This is a genomic window from Paenibacillus sp. UASWS1643 (genome assembly GCF_008693195.1).
GTDB lineage: Bacteria > Bacillota > Bacilli > Paenibacillales > Paenibacillaceae > Paenibacillus > Paenibacillus amylolyticus_B.
Genome location: NZ_VXKZ01000115.1, coordinates 622,904 through 641,503 on the forward strand (window position 1 = coordinate 622,904; position 18,600 = coordinate 641,503).

At 41.2% G+C, this 18,600-nt stretch carries 12 protein-coding genes; 1 reads left to right on the forward strand and 11 read right to left on the reverse strand.

Annotated features, from left to right (window positions below; all coding sequences use genetic code 11):
• Window positions 1–3 precede the first annotated feature (3 nt).
• From thiO to FE296_RS27240, 9 genes are all read right to left on the reverse strand, one after another.
• Window positions 4–1,134, reverse strand: coding sequence for a glycine oxidase ThiO (gene thiO, locus FE296_RS27200; protein ID WP_150367063.1), 1,131 nt, complete (start codon window positions 1,132–1,134; stop codon window positions 4–6).
• 29 nt (window positions 1,135–1,163) lie between these two features.
• The gene (locus tag FE296_RS27205) at window positions 1,164–3,623 is read right to left on the reverse strand and encodes a lantibiotic dehydratase (protein ID WP_150367064.1); all 2,460 of its coding nucleotides are present in this window, start codon (window positions 3,621–3,623) and stop codon (window positions 1,164–1,166) included.
• An 11-nt stretch (window positions 3,624–3,634) separates the two neighbouring features.
• Entirely contained in the window at window positions 3,635–4,888 is a 1,254-nt protein-coding gene (locus tag FE296_RS27210; protein ID WP_190945595.1) for an MFS transporter, read from the reverse strand.
• A gap of 14 nt (window positions 4,889–4,902) precedes the next feature.
• Window positions 4,903–6,636: a tetratricopeptide repeat protein gene (locus FE296_RS27215; RefSeq protein ID WP_150367066.1), complete on the reverse strand. Its 1,734-nt coding sequence runs from the start codon at window positions 6,634–6,636 to the stop codon at window positions 4,903–4,905.
• 12 nt (window positions 6,637–6,648) lie between these two features.
• Window positions 6,649–7,899, reverse strand: coding sequence for a TldD/PmbA family protein (locus tag FE296_RS27220; RefSeq protein ID WP_150367067.1), 1,251 nt, complete (start codon window positions 7,897–7,899; stop codon window positions 6,649–6,651).
• On the reverse strand, window positions 7,896–9,194 hold the full coding sequence (locus tag FE296_RS27225; RefSeq protein ID WP_150367068.1) for a TldD/PmbA family protein: 1,299 nt from the start codon (window positions 9,192–9,194) through the stop codon (window positions 7,896–7,898). Before FE296_RS27225 ends, FE296_RS27220 begins: the two co-directional genes overlap by 4 nt.
• Window positions 9,195–9,283: 89 nt before the next feature.
• Complete coding sequence (locus tag FE296_RS27230; RefSeq protein ID WP_148089725.1) at window positions 9,284–9,394, reverse strand: ammosamide/lymphostin RiPP family protein; 111 nt, start codon at window positions 9,392–9,394, stop codon at window positions 9,284–9,286.
• 45 nt (window positions 9,395–9,439) lie between these two features.
• Window positions 9,440–11,614: a hypothetical protein gene (locus FE296_RS27235; RefSeq protein WP_150367069.1), complete on the reverse strand. Its 2,175-nt coding sequence runs from the start codon at window positions 11,612–11,614 to the stop codon at window positions 9,440–9,442.
• Window positions 11,604–13,631: a tetratricopeptide repeat protein gene (locus FE296_RS27240; protein WP_150367070.1), complete on the reverse strand. Its 2,028-nt coding sequence runs from the start codon at window positions 13,629–13,631 to the stop codon at window positions 11,604–11,606. The genes FE296_RS27235 and FE296_RS27240 overlap by 11 nt, the downstream gene beginning before the upstream one ends.
• A 787-nt stretch (window positions 13,632–14,418) precedes the next feature.
• Here FE296_RS27240 and FE296_RS27245 point away from each other — a divergent pair.
• Window positions 14,419–14,628 carry a hypothetical protein gene (locus FE296_RS27245; protein WP_150367071.1) on the forward strand — a complete coding sequence of 70 codons (210 nt, stop codon included), beginning with the start codon at window positions 14,419–14,421 and terminating at the stop codon, window positions 14,626–14,628.
• A gap of 149 nt (window positions 14,629–14,777) precedes the next feature.
• Here the strand turns inward: FE296_RS27245 and FE296_RS27250 are convergent, their stop codons facing one another.
• Both FE296_RS27250 and FE296_RS27255 read right to left on the reverse strand, forming a co-directional pair.
• Complete coding sequence (locus FE296_RS27250) at window positions 14,778–16,826, reverse strand: glycoside hydrolase family 16 protein (protein ID WP_223869050.1); 2,049 nt, start codon at window positions 16,824–16,826, stop codon at window positions 14,778–14,780.
• 214 nt (window positions 16,827–17,040) lie between these two features.
• On the reverse strand, window positions 17,041–18,600 hold the full coding sequence (locus FE296_RS27255; RefSeq protein ID WP_150367072.1) for a response regulator: 1,560 nt from the start codon (window positions 18,598–18,600) through the stop codon (window positions 17,041–17,043).

Sequence of the window (18,600 nt, forward strand, 5' to 3'; positions counted from 1 at the left end):
ATTTCACCTCATTCCTACTGCTGCAAACCGCTCGAAGCAGAACGCTTTCAGCAGATGGGGAGTTTTGTTGTTTTCCAGTTCTTGCGCAACTAAGTGTCCCGTTAAACCGCTGAGCAGGACTCCATGTCGAGTGTGACCTGTCGCTAAATAAAACCCTTCCCAGCCAGGAACAACACCGATGATCGGTTGTCCATCTGAGGTAGCTGGACGAAGGCCAGCCCATAATTCTTGTATTTCACATTGTTTAAGTTCCGGTACATAGTCAAATAAGGGGAGCAATTGTTCAAGCCCTTTTGGCGTAATGGCTTTGTTGAATTTTTCTCTCTCGTTGGTTGCTCCTAACACAATGGTGCCATTTGGCTTAGAGAGTATATAGCCTTTAGAAGTGTTAATCATGACGTTCAGATCGACATCTCCCTGTTTTAGAACCATAATCTGTCCTTTCAAAGGATACACAGGAAGCTTTAATTTAGCCCATCTTGCGAGTAAACCAGACCAAGCTCCTGCAGCTAATACGGTAGTTTTAGCTCGGATCTGATCCCCGTGATTCGTTAATATTCCGTACAGACGTTGATTCTGTTGAATCAGTTGAACGGCTTCGGTCTGTTCTTTGATCGCTACACCTAATGTCCTCGCCATTTTTGCTAAGGCATGAGAAAATTGTACCGGGTCTAAATGGTATTCCCCAGGACTATGGACGGCCATTTGAATATGACTAGACAGCAACGGCTCAATCTCTCTAGCTTTTTCTGCACTCAATATAGTTGTCTTAGAATTAGCTGCGGATTGAATTTGAAAGGTCTCTTCGAGAATCACGGTCTCTTCTTGATTTATTGAAAGTCGCATTAAGTCCTGTTGAACAAGTCCACTACTGATCTGTGTTTTGCTGTGTAGTTCTGGAATCCAATGGAGAAGATATTGGAGTGCTTCTCTGGATAACTTGGAATAAGGATGTTCCTCACTTGATCCTTCTGAGACCGTGGTTAATAAGCCAGCACGACCTCCTGATGCTTCCTGACCAAGTTTTCCTTTCTCTACGATGACTACTTTTGCTCCCTTTTGCGCTGCATGGATAGCAATAGACAGGCCAATGACCCCGCCTCCAATTACACATATATCAAAGCTCTCTCTCATAAGTTCCTCCTAACATAAACGTCATGCTGCTAGGTCAGATTCTCATATATGACACTGAAACGGAATTCAGAAGTATACTTACTTTCATGACGTTCAAACCATAGCTCATCCGCTGCGGGCAACATCTCCGATATAACTACGATTTCGTTCTTCTTTAGGAGCTGGATCAGCAATTCCAAGGTGAAAAAGTTTTCAAAGTCAACGAAGATGGGTTTAGGTTCGTTATCTCCCCTTACATATACACACCGAGGCATAGAATACTGATCTTTGAACGTAATGGCCCATTCGATAAGCAACCATTCGTTGATGTCTTTGTCACTAGCACTCTCTAAAATCTCTTGACTGTTTAGTTTCCAGCGTTCACGCTGAAAAACAACTCCGTTTATCTCGATTCGTGGCGTATGTTCACCCATTTGAATAGAAAACGATTTGACGCAAGGAAAACTAAATATCTGATTCAGAGGTTCAACATCCGTCTCTAAGTCCATGATCTTTTTATGCCCAGCCTCTAAAATGTAAAAACGCTGATCATATACTAGATCTAACTCGGAAACCACTCTTACTTCTCCACGGGATTTCATTGAGCGACCTAAGTTTTCTACGGTTATGCCCCCGCTTAGTTCAGGTCTAAAGGTTTTCCCGGGTGCTCTTGGTCCTACATGTTCGAGCCAAAGGGATTGTAAACGGTCACCTAAATGATGATAAATCTCCGCATTGAGTTGATCTCTTTCAGCGTAAACGGAGTCTAACACGCTCCATACCTGAATACCGCTGTGAACCTCGCCTAATACCAGTTGATAATTCCCTTGATTTATCGCATCAGCATGAGGCGCTGCAATCATTACATCCGGACTGAATAAAGCCATCTCCGTTGTAGGATATTGAGAACAAAAAGATTCAATCTCTTCTTCTGTAAGACTAATTTTCCTTCTATCAAGCGAACAGGCTTGAAGGGTTGTGATCAGCTTATGATCAAATGCCTGAAGTGATTTGTTTACATACTCCAGTGCATCTTCTTTACATTTTTGCATGTGCAGAGCAAAGGATAAAAAATTAGGCTTATTCTCAAATTTTTGATATTCCTCATAGGCAAACTGTGTGAATGCCTGGTGTTCAACAGCAGCACGGCAAGTCAATAATCGAAAAATGGGGCTTAGTTGTGCTTTCCATTTGTCCTTTAATTGTTGTCCAATCCGACAAGTGGAGACATCTCCGGAAGCCTCTTCATATACGATCATTCTGTCGCTATAATGCTTTCCCTGATCTTTCCTAGAAGATAATCCAATATGTTTTTCGAAGGATGTTTCAAGTGACTTTAACAGCTTGCGGCGTTGTTCAAAGCTGCTGCTTTGATTCCATTCCTTTAAAAGGGTAGACCATTCATCAGCAATTTCTTGCCAGGTTGCCTTTGACGCACAGTCCTTTGGTAGCCGGCTGATCCACTCTTTTAGCTCGTGAAACGTTTCAAATACCGAAGTTGGAAAATCAACTTCCACTACCAGTACACGTTTTTCTTTTAATTTCATCATTCGAGACAGACATTCGGTAACCGGTAAATCCAGAGCATGAGCGATTTCAATAACGTTCTTTAACCCATTGCATTCTTCAATAATTTGAAGATATACATCCGGAAGCCGGATTAATTTGTTGTTCGCTGCTTGTCTAAGCCGAGATCCCTCTCTTATAAGGAAAGGGCTGAGTTTAGGTTTAAGATAAGGCTGTACATGTGAATCATGTGCAATTTTGTCGGCTAGGCTTTGTACTGCCCAGTAAGCAAGAAATAATTGACGCTTTATTTTACCGTTAATACGAATCTCCAGTTGGCCAGGCTGAAATGTAAACACGCCGTAGTTAGCAGGGCCATAGAAACTGGCGGTTTCATTCTTGGAAGTGAACCGCTGTAAATATTTCGCTGCCATCTTTTCCTTTTTTCGTTGCCTATATGTGCGAGATGAATCCAACTCATTTGTTAGAAACAAGTTTAATCCATTTTCATATGCATTTGGAGATGAAAGGTAGGTCGCTTCTTGAAGATTTACATTTTCAATAAATATTTGCTGCAAATGTCTCCTGTTTCTCATTAACTCATCTTCAAATACCGTGTTTATTTGTTTGTATATTTCCTTTAATGTATTGATTCTTTCCTTTGCTTCTATGAGCTGATGATCGTCTATTCTGCTTCGTAATTCACGACTCCCCTCACCCTCTGGCCATGTATAAAGATCCAGTTGGCGATGCAGTCTCTTTCTTTGTCGATTCGTTAATTCAGGCATGCTCCTTAGTGCGACTTTAAAATCCTGAAGTGCTTCTTTACACTTTGCTTCATGTTTTTTCTTTTCATAAATCAACTCGGATGTGACTGAAAAAGAAAGCTGTTGTAACCAGTGTAAGGGAAACCCTGCACTACGAAGAATAACATGCGGGAAGAAACGCCATTCGCCTTGGTCTAATTGTTTCCGTTGATTATCCGTTGTCATTTCTAACGTCATTGTTGCACCTCCTAATTACTGATGTTCTTCGCCATGCTCTCTGGTTGTTGAATGTTGTCTTGCGTGTATTTCAGCCTGATTCGAGCAAAGATCAACATTCCGATCGCCAGAATTCCTACGATGAAACCGGAAGTTGCATAGACCATAGTAGGGGTAAAAGCCCCAAACAAATATCCAAATAACGCATAGGCCATGAATTCCCCGATCCAGATGGTTACCGTATGAAATCCAAAAACTTTACCTAAGTGTTCATCTGCCACTCTTTGTTGCACTAAAGTAACTAAGGGTACATCGACGAAGGGTTGAGTTAAACCAACCATGAACAACAGAATGAGAGGAAGCCATATAGAATCACTAAACGGCATGAAAAGAAATGCGACTCCGCCGCCTAGCCAAGCGAGCATCATTGTACGATATTTGTTTATAATCGCAAGACGAGCCAGAATAATTCCTGCAACGAGGTATCCAAATCCATCAGCACTCGAAAGAACACCAAAACCTGACGAGTCCAATCCAATTTCGTTCGATACCATCAGATTACCTAGATGGGCAATCCCTCGACCGAAACATGTAAACGCAGCAAACGTGATAAAAATGGAGAAGATAAGTCGATCCTGAGAAACCAGTTTTAATCCGACACCTAGCTCTTTAAAGAGATTTTTGTTCTTATGCTCCACCTTCACTTGCTTAATCTGCACAGGCATAAGTAAAAAAACAGAAATAATAAATAGGATCGCGTTCATAATCATAATTTGACCGGTACTAAGTAAGGTTAATGAGAATCCAGCAAATAACGGTCCAATCAGCCAAAAGCCCATTCTTACACTGTTGGTGATAGAGTTGGCTTTCATTAATTGCTCTTTATGAACGATACCTGGCATGGCTGCTCTGTAAGCGGTCATTGCAAATAAACGCAAGAAACCCAATATGAACGAAGCCAGCATAAAAATGATTTCATTTAAGAGACTAGAAAAGGCTAAGAGTCCCATCACAACCATGAGGACTGCTCTTATTGCATTACAAAACATCACAATTTTCTTGCGGTTAAACCGATCCGTTGCGACTCCAGCAACCATTCCAAAAATAATTTGTGGGATCGTCGTAAGAATCAGGGTTAAAGCCAGGAGTGTAGTTGAATTGGACTCTTTCCAAATGGTCCATGTAATTAGAATTGTTGAGAAACTTTCCGCTATTGGCGAAACAATTTGGGCGGATACCCAAAAATTAAAACTTCTATTTTTACGTAGAGGTATGATTTCTGACAAATGGGGTTCCTCCCTTAAAACCAAAAATGATGAAAAGGATAAAAAAATCTTGAATTCGGTTTCGGGATGATTTGGTAAACTTCAATCTCCCCTCTTTCGATATGTTCTAATTGTTCTTTTCTAATCCTCAATTCAGAAGGAGATAAACTCTCATCTCGTCTGATTGGTGATTCCGATGGCTCTTCTGATACACCAATCATTTGGTGGACTGCATATAAAGCTGTAGATACACTTATCAACTCAGGGAGGAGATGAATTTTATTGCATAGATCTGTGCTTCTTTGTAGCCATAATGCTGCTCGATCCATCTCCTTTGACTGAAGTAATATATATGCTGTACTTCTGGCAATCCATTCTTGCATATAAGGGTCAGATATCCGGTTACAAGCTTCGTACGCTTTGTCTAACCAACTTAGCGCGATATGAAGTTCACCTTTTTTTCCAGCTAGAAATCCAATACGGAACCAATGTGCAACTAAAAAACTGTCGTCCTGGCCTGCGTTTTTCTGAATAAATATCTGCTGTGTCTGTATTGCTGCATCTATTTTTCCAATGGCTTCATAAAGGTAGCTTGAGTTCTGAGCATATGCAGATGAAAGCAGAACCGTATCCTCCTTCCCTAGTTGCTTAATGTATACCTTAACTTGTTGTAAGGATTTCGCTGCCTGGGGCAGTTGTTGAAGCCTGTAATAAGTTAAAGCTTTTACATTATGTAACCAAGCCATCTCTCTGACCGCCGATTCATCATTCATTCCACTCAGAAACCTCATCCCTTGATCTACAACGTGAATAGCTTCTTCAGGACGTTTAATATGATTCGCTAATAACAGTGCATAGTAGATCGATGCTCTTGCACGAATACTGCTGGAGTATTTATTGGTTTGAATGATTTTTTGCAGTGTTGATTCTGCTGCAGAGAGCTGTCTCTCGAATAGGTATGCACGCATAACAAGAAATAAAAGCTCTGCCTCTTCTTCGTCATTGCATACCTTAGTAAGCAATTGGTTTGCGTGTGCCAATACTGAGTAGCCGTCACACCAAACAACTGCTTTTTCTAAAGGTGTTTTTAATAGTTGGAACTGTTCATTGCTTAATCTGGTCTTGTCCGTTTGATTTAAGTGGTCTACACCTAATGATTTATAAAAATCCCGTACACGAATATAAATGAGTTGATTAGCATCTAGGTCTTTAGATGAGATGTGTTCTTGGTAGAAGTAATACGTATCTATAGCAATCGGAAGTTTTTTCGTCCGATAAATAAGTCGTTGCAAAAATATCAAACTTACCTTATCCAAGTAAGAGACATTTAATGGTAGAATCCAGGGGACTTGTATTTCGGTTGTCTGCTCGCGAATCTCCAGTAAACAGCTCACCGTATCATTAGCTATACGAAGTATTTTCTCCATATTGGTTGAAAATTGCCGATCCAATGGGTGAGCTGGAAGGGGAGTTAACCAGCCTGTCTCATCCTCTTTAAGAGCCTGATGCAAAGCTTTGTAGGCATTTTGAATGGTAGTTCTTTTTGCAATATAAGGATCAATTAAAACATCCCACACCTTATAAAGCAGCTTGGCCGGCAGATATGTGTCCTCTTTTAGCTCGATCAAGATGGACTTTCTTTCGTGTAAAGGAGGCAGCTCATGATGCTCCCGGCCCGTAATACTCGGAGAAGCGGAAAACCACTGATGCTCTGCCCCCTGGTCTATCCAATTGAAAAGGTCGAGTTTATCGGATTTCATTACCTTCATGATCTCACCTCTTTAATAGATTACAGATACGTTTTCTACATACAAAGATGGAGATATAAATCCTCTACCTAATGTATTGCTGTATCCATCTGTTGCAGGATCAATTGAACGTAACATCTGAAATAAAGGCGCTTCAATTTGGACTTGGGTTAATCTCTCTACCAAGGTGTTATTATGAATTCTCCAACCTTCCGCTCCAAAAATGAGCTTGCCACCTCGAATATGTCCACCGTAGCTGCGATTCAATAAGAAACCGGATGGGTTTCTAGTTATCAGTTCTTCTGTTGAATGGGAGCCTTCCTCTACCTTCAGGTTCGTATATTGAATTTTAGGCATAGTCTGATAATCTTTACGAAACGCTCGGCCATTAGCCATCTGCTTATGCCTGGTTGAAGAAGAAAGTGAATGCAAGGCTTCGTTAAATACACCATTTTTAATTAATGCAATGTCTTTACACAGGGCTCCTTCATCATCAAAACTTGAGCTTCTCAGCAGCTTAGGGAGGTGAGCGCAATCCGTTAATGTGAGTGCTGGACTTGCAATTCGTTTCCCTTGTTTCTGCCAAAGTACGGGTACATTCGTATCCATATAGTCAGAAATAAAAAGGTTTCCGAGAGCTTTAAGCAGCTCTTCTGTTCCCTGCTCCGTTAATATGATGGATGAATGATTTACACTTCTTTTTGGGCGCTCTGCTTGAGTTTGCAGTTGACTATTTAACTCTCCACATAGTGACTGCCAATCTAGATCTATCATGGAGCGAAAAGAGAATGTCGTACTTGCTCTATTGGATTTCCCTTGAACCAAAACAGAAACGGTATGTTGAGTCTCTCTTTTCTCGTGTTCTCTTCCCTCCGTATCTTGGTAAAAGGCCGTTTTCTCTTCCGTTTCGAAAAATAGGGTTGGGCTCACGATAAGATCAGCGATAGAAAATATCATTTCTTTTCCTTCACGCAGGATATGATCTATTGTATGGGGTGAGATGGGTTGGTAAATTTCCAAATGGGGTTGATATATATTCTTTGGATCTGACCGGTGTGGTACAACCCCTGAGACTCCTGTATCACAGCTCCACTGACTCCAATTTTGATTTTTCACATTTGTATAATTGGATAAAGGACGAATACATGAATAGAATTGATCATCGTTCCACCTCCGTAACGATGCTCCACATCCTTTTCTCTCCGAATAAAGGGATTCCAGTTCGGTCATGATCCATGATTTCTGACATAATTCTGTTCCATAATAATCCGCATATTTTCTCATGACTCTATGGCCTGCACTTCCCAATCAAGTACTCTTACTGTTGGTGATCCAGCCGAGACGGGTAAAGGAGATTGCCCTAGTTTTCCGCATCCACCTCTTACTTCCGCATGAATCTGAAAATCATTCCCTACCCTATCAATAGAACGAAGCAGCTTGCGCCCATCCCCCTTTAATATGGAGGGCGTTATTGGCGTTGTTAACTTACCGTTTTCTATGAGATAACCTTCGGTAACATGAATCTTAAATTCCCCAGTGATCATATTTACGTCTCCATTAAAAGCATTTTTTATATAAATACCTGATTTCGTTTCTAAAATAATTTCTTCTGGTTCATCTTCCCCGGGCAATACGAACGTATTAGACATTCTTACCAGGGGAGGATGGGCATAATTTATGACACGTCCATGTCCGTTGCTCTGTACTTTACTGTGCAGGTGACTTAAATAATTTGAAATTCTCCCCTCTTCCACTAATGTGGTGCACTTGGCGGTGATTCCTTCGTCATCTATGTTATAGCTCCCAGGCAAACCCAAACTTGTTGGATCATCTACAATGGTAAGTTTGTCGGAGCCAATTCTTTCACCTTTACTGTTATGAAATGCAGCGCCTGTTAGAGCAGCTATATCTGCTTCGAGTCCATGACCCACAACTTCATGAAAGATGCCAGGAGCTGCTAAAGGGCCTAAGACTAACGAGTATGCTCCTGAGTGAAAAGGTTTTGCATGGAGCTTGTCCAACGCTGATTCTGCAGCGTACAGAACCAACTTTTCAAGTTCTGCCTGGTTTACATATTTTGGAGAAATCCAGCTCTTCGTCACACTCGACTTCGTTGTTTTTTTATTTTGTCTCGCAAGTACTTCCAACTCCAACATGAAACAAGGCCTGATATCTTCTCGAAGCCCGACTTCTGTCGCAAAAAACCATACATGTTGCTTTACAGATTTCCAGTAAGCTCTTGTTGATATGATCTCTGGTGAAAAATGAAGAGCTAAATGATTCATTTGATGATTCCACTTGTCTATTTCGTCCGTTAAATCATCCTCAAAAGCTTTCTCCTGCTTGGGCTCCCAATGTTTAAACAACGGTAATGGGTCGCCTCTTACAAGATGTTTGGAAGCAGAATAAAGTGAATCCGGATTCAAGTCCGAGATCGCGATGACTTGTCGATGAGCCCCATGATTCAATCGAACAGCACTGCCCATCTCGGTCAGGTTCTTAATTTCGCTTTTTTCAAGATTGTCAAATACGCGAAGCTCTGTTTTCTTGTATTCAGCAAATAGGTGAATATTCTGCATGATATCCCCCTTTTAGTTCATTCTTTACTTCATTTTTTGCGTAAAGATCGGCTGTAAAAGCCGATCCCTATACGCAAAAATTGGTGTGACTAAAGGGCTAGAGGGGCAATCTTATCCTCGATCTCTTCCAATTCGAAATCGATATCATCAAGGTCTTCTAATTCCAGATCCAATTCTTCTAATTCAACTGTGTCAGCCATCTTCATCACCTCCTTTGCAAGGTATAATAAAGACTATAGTTAACGCTAAATGGAGTTTTCTTTTCTATATACAAAAGTACGCAGCTCACAACAGTAGTGCCCCTTCTCATCTTTAATGAATAAATCCTTTGGAGAAGGATCCATTCTCGTGAACATAAAAGAAGTTGCTTTTTTGACTTCGTTAAAAAACATATCTGCACAAAAAGGATTATCAAAATCAAACCACATGGGCTTCTGTTCATGTGAGAAATGAAGAAAACCCTCGGTTGGTAAATGAAATCTTTTTTGGATCGTCTGCAGCCGTTCAAACTGTTGAAACCAATCCGATATGTTCTGCTCCCCGACCCAATCTGAAGGTTCAAACCTCCAATGCTCACGCATTATGGTGACCCTCCCTACTTTAAGGGATGGGTGTCTACCTTTTGATGTTGATTTAGGTGGATCAAACATGGGTGAACAGAACAGCGCAAACGGAAAAAAAGTTTCTTCTTTAAATCCAAGAGCAGGAGCATAAAAATGTAAGCAATGATGAGTGTTTTTGATAAAAAGGGCTACTTCATTATTTTTAATTCGTACTTCAAGTTGGTCTAAAGACAAAATGTTACCTTTGCTGGATGCAGAAACACCGGTTAATTCTACGGAAAGACCCGGATATTCCTGTGGTGTGCTTTTCATTGTGCGTTTAAATACCCAATTTGCCCACGATTTTGCACTATTCTCTACATGTAGGGCTTCATGTACGGTTTGTCGTAGTTTTCCTTTTTCCTTATTAAAAAATTGCATCCACCCATCGCCCGTAAAACCATGATGAAGTTCTCCTATAACAATGGATGTGACCTCGATCCCCGCGTCACTTTCACTGCCAGCGATCATAAGGTCAGGAGATAGAAGCCATCTAAATGAATTCAGTTCTGCTTGCCATTCCTGCAACACACTTTGAGGCACCTGAATGTAGGAAGTACCCTGATCTTCGACCAACCAAGTCTCTAGAAATTCCACCATGGACTGATTTTTTAAGGTTGGAGGGTTCCTTAGCCAATACGATATCCATTTCTTTGCTGGTATAGATGAACGGCCATGACTAACTTTTTCAAAATGTTGCATGGCTGTTCTTTGGAATACCTTCCACCGTTCTAATCGAAGTTTTGCTTGGATTAGTATGGCTTGGTCTAACTCCTGCCAAAGATCCTTCGGGATAACGACGGGCATAAACTGCTGATCATAACACTCCTCGTAAACTAAGGTTTTATCCGCAAAATATTGGGTGTTTTTACCTTGATAACGCTCTCCCGTAATTCGAGTATAAATTTCTTCTAGGTTAGCTATGGTTTTACTCTTTTCAGTAGGAGATGAACTATTGACATACTTATCGAGATAGTGCTCGATCTTTGATAAAGTAATGAGCCATTTATGGGAATGGTAATCCCCTGATTGAAGTAGACGTTGCAATTCATCTAAGCCATCTACGGAGGAGGAAGGAAGCCTCCATTCCGCTATTTTTTCTCCCAAGTCTTCCTTTATTGCAGTTAATATTTTTTGCAACGCTTGATGCGAGATGAATGCTTTTTTCTGTGTGATCTTTCTTTCTTTTAGGGGTGAGCCTTGATCTAAAATGCCATAACTAATGGGACCGAATTCACCCATCGTATCGTTTTTTGTAGTAACACGTTGAAGATAGGCGAAGAGGGTTCTCCCCATCTGTCTTTTTTGACTAAAGCTCGCCTGATCTTTTTGCTTATAGGTTTGATAAAAGTTCCAAAATGTCGGGTTAATCGTATAAAGCATTCGGTCATAAAGATCAGACTGATAAAGTTCAAACAGCTTTTGTTGTAATAACTCGAGTTCTTCCTCGAATGTTTTGCGACTTAACATTTCATATTGAGCGATCTGTTGATGTTTAAGGGAATAATTATGGATATGCTCTTCCATGTGCCAGTCTAGTAGTATAGATTTATCATTGTCTGTTAAGGGATTCTTATGTTCTATTCTTCGGATGATCTTACGTTGATGGGAAAGGACAACATTCTGTTTTGGAATCGATCGGATCTCTTGAATCCAATGATCGCACCAATCTTCATAATCTTTACGTGCCTTTTTCCATTGTTTAAAATGTTCCTTGGTTGTTACTACTCTTAGCTGAAGAATGTTTTCTATAGGGAGAGAGGTGCTACGTAATACATATGGCTTTAGCCATTCCCAGGTAGATGTATTAACCCACACGGATTCTCTCCGGTTTTTCAGAATAAAGATTAGTCAGATCAAACGGTCGATTCAATTTGGTTTCTGGTTTTTGGATTGACCATGTTACGTAACTCTCCCATGTCTCATCTTTCTTTTGATCCCATCTTAGAAGGATTTCACTTGCTTTCTCCGCAGCGCTTCCTTTGGATTGGATTTTTAAGCTGTTCAAAATTTCCTGCTTCCCCTCATCCCCATTTCCTTGCTTTTCTAGACATATCGCTAGTGCCGTTGCGACCCGAGGAAGGTCTTCATCCTGTATAAGCAGTAACTTGGAATCAAGACTTCTTCTGTACCACTGCGTCGCTTTATCATAAAGTCGCTGCTCAAAATATATAGCTCCCAGACTTCTGGCAATGATGTCCATATGAAAAGCATCATTCATGTCTTTTGCAATGCGATAACTATCTTTTAATGATTGGATTGCTTCAGCGTATCGCTGTAGTTTGAAGAGCAACCCTGCTTTCCTGTATAAATAATGCTTCGTAAAAACCGGGCTTGAATGAGTAACAAACTTTTCGAATTTTGACCAATGTTTGAGTGCTGTGTCCACTTTTTTCATATATTCAAACAAAACAGATATATTGGATATTAAGTTTATTTTTATATGGATGGCATCTTCCTTTCGATTACCTTCCTTTATGTGTTCAAGTCCTTGTTTGCATTCTTTAAATGCTTGAGCTAAATCGCCCGTTTCCACGTAGGTAAGTGCCCTTAGGTTATGTAACCAAGTTCGCTCAACTTCTACTTCGGAACCGGTCGTATCCGCTATGTTTTGGAGTGCTTGATCAATAAATCCCCTTCCTACTAATGGGGTGTTTAACCTTTTTGTACACAGTAATGCGATATACAAGTGTAGTTCGGATTTTTTTAATTTATCTTCTGTGAAGGTAAGCGCATGCTTAAAAAGGTTAAGTGCTTTATCGTATTCAACCATATACGCATAACACAACCCCATATATATCCATAGTTCCACTATGGTTTGTTTTTTCAGATCATGGATATGCCGGGATACTTTATTGACAAGAAAGAGCGCATGTTCATAATTTTGTGTGAAGACACTGGTCTCCAGAGCTTCAAGTAATATCTCGTCTAATTGTTCTGTATCCCCACTCTCCATGCAGTCTAGAAGTCTTGTTGTTTTTTGAGTTTCATTGTTCGTAAGCTCCAGCTTTAGTGAGTTGCCATATGAGAATATACTTTCATACCCATTTTTCCAATCGGTTATCTCATGTACAGTAGGGGTGATTTGGTTGTAGAGACTTTCAAGGAGTCGATTCCTGTTTTCGGCCAGATTCACGTGCATACGAATATCACTGTCTGCTGCCATTGGGAAACGGGAATCAAGATTACTAGCTTCGGATACGGTTGCAACGATGACAACGGGCAGATCATCAATACATTTTGACAACCGAGCGAAACATCGAAGAGAATGCTCGTCCATTCTGTCGATCTGATCGAACAGAAATATGGTGTTTGTATGATCCAGATATTTGGTATAGTCTAATAAAACTTTAACAATGGTCTGTGTAACTCTGAACATTTGTTCAGATTCTTTATGCAATCTGCGACGTGATGGAGGAAGTGCAATGTCTTCGAGCTTTTGAGCATTCACAAAAGGAGGCTCGGAACTAAACGCCGGAAAGAGATACAGGATCTCTGGCGCATGATTTTTTAGAAGTTTGTCTTCCCCTTTGTGAAGTAGAAAAGAGATAATAGTATAAATTAAAGGAGCGATGGAACTAAAACCTCGAGTCTCCCATGTACCTCCAATGGTGATCAGATTCGTCCTGTGGGCTAATCGCGTATGCATTTTCTCAGCCAAAGCAGCTTTGTGGAGCATATTTCCGTTGTAAATCCAGATCTTATCATCTATTTTTAAGGGGAGCTGTCCCCTCTTTAATTCCAGGATTTTCAGTACATTTAACTCTATTTTTTCATATTCTGACTTTATCTTGCTTTCAAAAAGAAAAGGATCCCCTACTTCGTTTGAACGCATATATAACACCATCCTTTTTAAATAATTCTGACGTGTTATGTTGTCGATGTGTCCAGCAAATATGATGTGAAATGAAAGAGAGTGCATTTTGAGTGTGGTTAATATAAAAGTGCTGTCTTGAGATTTGCATAATGAAAATGTGGACCTACTCTTTAAACATGGAGTAGAACAAGAAGAGTGTCATGTAATTTTACGTTGTGACCTTTTCCAAAGTACCATACGAAAACTAATCTGACTTTTTTTGCGAAGGATAAAATAAGTTAGCTAATTGCTAAGTAGAACGATGACAAAATCATCCGATAAACTTCCAAATTTAACTAGAACAATTCTTTGAAACGTGTAATTTTCTATTATTATACATAATAACACAGAATTTTCATGTGTCAAATTTCGGATAATGGACAAATATTCGCCAACTTTTGACTTTTATTGTGTTGTTTTCTTCATAAGACATATGAAAACGTTCCTGCTATATTGTCACTTAACAATAATATGTTTTGCGCTGTCATTCCAACAGGTCTGATCCTTATTGAAAGGAAGAATATTAAATCAAACAATAATGTTAATTCAATCAGTATTATCAGTAAAGATAAAGCAATAGAGTATATGTTTAAGATCGGACAATCCTTGACCCCATTTAAAGGGGATAGTTAATTCAAGAAAAGAACTGTTCAACTAGATCCTGGTCACCAAATAAATATTGTATAGGACCTAAAGATTGATCAGATTTGCTCTGCGAGTCACTCTAATAAGTTCAATTCATTAAACTAGCCTGCCCGTTAGCTTAATGAAACAGATAAAGCTTCTTCTCAACAATGATGAGACGATAAAGGTACTCGGTACGGATACAGACGAAGTTCTGGTCGAAGAAGCGAAAATATATCGAAATAACCCTGGCCCGAACGAAGGTGTTTTTGTGACCCATCTTAACGATACGATGAAGTCTGATGGGAATAAGTTCTTGTCCTTCGACAAGAGGTTACAGCCGATGAACTAAATTATCAAGTCTAAATTTAAACGACCGATTCCCAGGTTGAAATATTGGGAATCGGTCGTAAGCCTTTTTCAGAGTATGAGATTTCAGGTTCTCCGGATTGCACAGCATCTGTTCCATCTGATCTTCATTGCTGTATCCGAAATCGCAAATTACTGTTCTTTATACACGCGAACATAATCCACTTGCATAGTCGCCGGGATATCGGAGGCGCTTGGAATACGGCCGCCGTCAAAGTTTCCGCCGACTGCCAAGTTCATAATAAGGTAGAATGGCTCATCGAAAGGTGCATTCGGATTATTCGGTGCAGCTGCGGAATACCACTGCTCGTTAGTGACTTTATAGAAAAACTTGCCGTCTACATACCATTTAATGTTATCCTCTTCCCAGACTACCGAGTATACATGATAATCATTGGCAATAGTTTGCCCTGTCGGGAAGTGATAATCACCGCCGGAATACTGGTTCCCGGGCCATTGTCCCCCAAAGTGAATGGTACCGCTTACTGATCCAGGCAGACGGCCTCTCGCTTCCATCACATCAATTTCACCTGATGCAGCCCAAGTGCCGTATACCGAATCTTGTGGAAGCATCCACAGTGCTGGCCATATACCATCACCTGTAGGAAGCTTGGCACGAAAATCGACTCGGCCGTACTTCAAGGACAGTTTATCCTTGGTGTTAATCTTTCCAGAAGAATACTGTGCATACCGATTCGGGTCTTGCGGGAAAGATTTGCTGTCGTTCATGGCTTTGATATTCAGCTTTCCGTCCTGTACATAAACATTTTGAGTGCTGTTTGTGTAGTGCTGCAGCTCTGCATTCCCCCATCCCCATGTAGCGGGATCGTTGTTGAGATAATATCCTGTTTCATAGTTCCATTTACTTGTATCCAGTGTAGTTCCGTTAAAATCATCCTGCCAAATGAGGTTCATGCCCGCGATAGCCGGATCGGTTGGTGTTCCGATGGAGATATCCTCTTGATCGGATACATCAGGACGCGGGGCATTTGGATTGCCGATGAAGGTATAGTTCACGAAGTTGTTGCCAATATTACCGCCCGCCTGACCGTTCAGCGGATAGCCGATACGAATCTGCATATTTTCTTGGATCGGCTGGAACCAAAGGCCATAGATATAATCGGCCCAGTATCCCCACTGGTTGGCATCGGACATATTGTTGTACCCATTACCGGAGTATGCAAATTTGCTCTGGCTGGAGTTACTGAAATCAACCCATTGTCCATTGATGTTAATTTGGTATACAAAATTGCCCAGTTCCTTGGCGATTGGGGCCCCCCCATCTATTTTCGGAAGCGGAACCCCAATGGAACCATTCGCATCTGCTGTGAAGGTTGTTCCTTCGTATGGCGTAATGACATATGAATTTCTTGTAGGTTCATTAAACGTAATCGTATAAATAAGATTAGCCGAAGAAGTCTTTGATTCCAATTTGACATTGATCGACTCCGTTACGTTAAACCAGTACCCACCGCCGCCATCAGTGAATTGGCCAAAATTTTGATCGTAGATCCAGCCGCTGGCTGCATTATTGTCTATGTCAATCCAGGTGCTGCTGTTTACAGGTTTGACATACATCTTCAAATCATCCGCAACAGCTTCATAAGTGACCGCAGGATTATTGTTGAATGTTGGATATGTAAAGCCTGCACCGCCTGTGAAACTTGCTGTGATCTGTGGACCTTGTGTTGCATTCATCGCTGTAATGGTTGTTTTGTTGATGTTTTGGAATACCAGTTGATACTCCAGCTTCACACCATTCGCTTTGGAGTACAGTTGAATCTCGGTTGTTGCGGAGAGGGTGAACCAATAGCCATTGAAGCCGCCATCGCTCCAGTGCCCCCAGTTTTGGTTATAGATATAACCGCCTGCCTGGTCGATATCAACCCAGTTGTTTCCCACTTTTACATTAACGCCCACATCACTGTAAACATCATTCCATGTCGCGGAGCCCCCATTGAACTTAGGCATAACAAATCCGTAGCTGGCCTTGCCAACCCCTGATTTTGAAATAACTGGCCCGTCTGCGGGTGAGAAGTACTCCATTGAGGTTACAGTAGTTCCCGCTGCCTGAACCTTTGAAGCCGGCAGTATGCCAATACTGGCCAGCATTACAACCACAAGGAACATAGCGAATACCTTTTTCATAAACCGTTTCTCCGTAAAGTGAGATGGATTCATAATTGCCCTCCTTTAATAGACTAATAACTTCTCCCAATCCATGCGTATTAAAGAAATCGCTTACATGGAGGGATATCTTTATTCTATCGAATAGGTTAATTCGCTGAAAAGGTACAATTGTTTTTGTCGTATCCCATTTTTTTGGCTTTTGATTCAATTCGCATATTTAACAAGGGAGACTGTCCATTTGATTATGCTGTTTCATGGTATGACGTTATGGTAATGAGCTTTTCTGCTCTGCCTTCTGTCGCATCATCTGTCGGTACTCTGTGGGTTGGATCTGCATCACATGTCGGAACGCGCGTGTAAAGCTTTTATAGCTTTCATATCCAACCATAGCAGCCACCTCAACAATTTTATGATCAGTTTCGGCGAGAAGCCGCCGCGCTTTATCCAGACGTACATCCCGTAGGTATTCAGCAAAACCTTTACCCATATTCTTCTTAAACAGATTTGAAAAATAAGCATAATTAAGCGATACATGATTGGATACCATCGCAAGATCCAGCGGTTTATGGTAACTCTCGTGTATAAAACGAATGGCTTCATTAAGATCGTTCGAATGGCGATAGCTGCATTTATAGTCATAATAGAACTGATTCAGCCGAAGCAGCTGCTGTTGCAGTGCTTGTATATAATCACGCATCCCTTGATAATCAAAGAGATTACGCAATGATTCAAGGTCCAGCGCTTCTTCCCCCATATAAGGGCGGATAACTCGTTCGTATTCCTCCATCATCTGAACGGTGGCGGCGCAGAGCTGCTGGGTATAGCGAATAGGATAGCGTTGCAGTACCTTTTTGTGAAATAGTGCAGAAATACCCTGAGTCATTATTCCACTGTTATCTGTTCCGACTGACTGGAAGAGTTCATATAAGTCTTCATAGGGAAGTTGCCACTGCTGCTCCATATGCTCAATATGTGCTGGGAAGATACTGCACTGATCAGGAAACAAGTAACTGTGGCGATAGAGCTCAAGCACTTGGATATAGCTGTATGGTAGTTCTTTTAACCCCTGAATCGGGTTAGTTATGGCCGTTATGGCATCGATCTTTCCTTCCTTGAGCGCTGCAGGCAGGACACTTGGATCTATGGACGCATCCACCGCAAGGATCAGGTATGGGCGATGTTGCAGGCAAATACAACCTTGTCTGCCAAACACACGATAAGCAATGGCTTCCATGCTATGGACGCTGCTGGCTCCGGGCTGGCTCATGCAAACATCTTCCCGCAACAGGGCTAGGCGATAATTACGCCATAATGCATCATTTTGTTCCTCAATCTGAAAAATCCATGCTTCATCACTTAACGCACCCTGCATAAACATTCTTAATTCTTTACTCTCGGTCTCTTGGGCGAGACGGGATACATGCTGCATATTATGCGTAAGTGCCTGCCGTGTCTGGATCTCTTGCCATATATGCTCCAGGGAATTTTGCAGATCCTCTCGCTTCAAAGGTTTTAGCAAGTAGCCTTTTGCCCCAAGCCCGATCGCTTTTTGGGCATATGTAAAATCACTATATCCGCTGATAATAAGGTATTCCACATCCATGTATTCCTCTTTGGTTTGAGCCATAAGTGCCAACCCATCCATATCCGGCATCCTGATATCGGTAATAACGATGTGAATGCAATGCTGCCGTAGTAGGCTCAGCGCCTCTATTCCGCTGGCGGCAGAGTATATGTTGTTCAGCTTCAGAGGAAATTGATGCAGCATGGCCTGCAGGCCGTCACGAATGTGTTTTTGATCGTCCACAATCAGGATATTAATCAT